Here is a 2,116-nt window from a genome sequence, read left to right on the forward strand (position 1 = left end):
GACATCATCGCCACCGACCACGCGCCCCACACCTGGGAAGAGAAGCAGAACAGCTACTTCAAGGCGCCGTCTGGCGTACCGCTGGTGCAGCACTCTTTGCAGACGCTGCTGGAGCTCTACCACAACGGCGTGTTTACCCTGGAGACTATCGTCAAGAAGACCTCCCATGCGGTGGCCGAGCGCTTCCAGGTGCAGGATCGCGGTTATATCCGCGAGGGCTACTTCGCCGATCTGGTGCTGCTGGATCTGGGCAAGCCCTATGTGGTCAACGATGACAACATCCTCTACCACTGTGGCTGGTCGCCCTTCAACGGCTACCGCTTCCACAGCACGGTGGAGATGACGCTGGTGAACGGCCAGATCGCCTGGCAAAACGGGCAGGTGACTGACCAGATCCTGGGCAAGCGGCTGACCTTTAACCGCTGATTGTTCGCAAAGCAGGCGAACGCACCGTGGCTTAGGAATTGGCGGCGTTTCCCTGTTGACAGGGCAGGGTCATCTCCATAAACTCTGCCCCCGTCAGCCGAGCTGACTCCGTCGGTGTGTAGCGCAGCCAGGTAGCGCATCTGCATGGGGTGTAGAGGGTCGGAGGTTCGAATCCTCTCACACCGACCATATTCCCCGGTAAAGGCCTTGTCAAACGACAAGGCCTTTTCTTTTGCCTGCGATTTGCCGCACAGGCGTGAAGCCAGTGGTGATGGCTTGCGTGAGCAGATTGTGGAGCCACCGCGCTTTATGGTGTAGTAACAACTCTGTTGCTCATTTGCCTGTCGAGGCCTCTCGTGTCTGCATCCGTATCTAAACCCTGTTGTCTGCTGATGCTCACCCTGCTGCTGGTGGGCTGCGCCACCCCTTACGAGAATGAAAAGTCATTCTGGAATGGCCAGACCGGTTTCTCCCAGACCCGGCTTGGCCCGGACAAGTGGCAGCTGGAGTTTGTCGGCAACGATCTGGTGGACAGGGAGACCGCCCGCAAATATGTGCTCAAGCGGGCAGGGGAGCTGGCACTGGCAGAGGGTTACTCCTGGCTCAAGGTCGATGAGCTGACCATTAACCGCGATGCCGTCAGGGTGACCCCATCACGGCCGATCTTCGGCTTTGACGAAGATGAACCTGATCTCTTTATGGCCCAGATGCAGGTGCAGCACACCATCTCGGCGCTGCTCACTTTTCGCCTGTTGCCACGGGCACTCGATGAGCGAACTCTGAATGCGAAATATCTCGCCGAAATCAAAATAAACAGTGATTAATATTGGTGGTTTGCAAGATCCATATCACATACACCTAATGACAGGATAAAATTCTGGATAAAGCCTCTAGATTTACCCCCTGCTTTTAGGCATTCTCCCAGCATACCAGCCGCCAGGAATCAACGGCTCGGATCACAAAAACGGACTGTAGTGGCTCCCACGCCACTGTTTACGGCTTGCACCAATCAAAACCGGGACTCCCCCATGAAAATGAATAAACTGACGGTCGCCATCCTCATCTCCATGATGTTTGGCATCCTCACCGGCCAGGGCTATCGGATGTTTGCCGCAGATCAGGCTGCGGATTTCGCCAATAACATCACGATCCTGACCGATATCTTCCTGCGCCTGATCAAGATGATCATCGCTCCCCTGGTCTTCACCACCCTGGTGGTCGGTATCGCCAAGATGGGCGACACCCGCACCGTGGGGCGTATCGGTGCCAAGACCCTCGGCTGGTTCATGCTGGCCTCCCTGATGTCCCTGAGCCTGGGTCTGGTGATGGTGACCCTGATGCAGCCGGGTGTGGGTCTCTCGCTCTCCCTGCCCAATGACACCGCCAGCTCGGGCATTGCTGCCGGTGCCATTACCCTGAAAGATTTTGTGACCCACGCCATCCCCAAGAGCGTGGTCGAGGCGATGGCCACCAACGAGATCCTGCAGATCGTGGTCTTCTCCCTCTTCTTCGGTCTGGCTGCCGCCGCGCTCGGCGATCTGGCCAAGCCGGTGGTGGTGCTGATGGCCAGCGCTGCCGAGATCATGCTGAAAGTGACCGGCTACGTGATGAACTTTGCGCCGTTCGCGGTGTTTGGCGCCATCGCGGCCATGGTGGCCAAAGAGGGGCTGGGTATTCTGGTTACCTACGG

Annotated in this window: 3 protein-coding genes and 1 tRNA gene; all 4 read left to right on the plus strand. The window is 57.5% G+C overall.

Going from position 1 to position 2,116, the window contains the following annotated elements; genetic code table 11:
- Nucleotides 1–426: amidohydrolase family protein (locus tag DBR30_RS21840; protein WP_258224335.1), on the plus strand; the 426-nt coding region annotated here is incomplete at its 5' end.
- Between the two features lie 112 nt (nucleotides 427–538).
- Nucleotides 539–615, plus strand: a tRNA-Pro gene (locus DBR30_RS07640).
- A 203-nt stretch (nucleotides 616–818) separates the two neighbouring features.
- Nucleotides 819–1,250, plus strand: a complete 432-nt coding sequence (locus tag DBR30_RS07645; RefSeq protein ID WP_108541939.1) for a CC0125/CC1285 family lipoprotein — start codon at nucleotides 819–821, stop codon at nucleotides 1,248–1,250.
- A gap of 204 nt (nucleotides 1,251–1,454) precedes the next feature.
- On the plus strand, nucleotides 1,455–2,116 hold a 662-nt coding region (locus DBR30_RS21845; protein ID WP_258224338.1), incomplete at its 3' end, for a dicarboxylate/amino acid:cation symporter.

Source organism: Aeromonas sp. HMWF017, assembly GCF_003061465.1.
GTDB lineage: Bacteria > Pseudomonadota > Gammaproteobacteria > Enterobacterales > Aeromonadaceae > Aeromonas > Aeromonas veronii.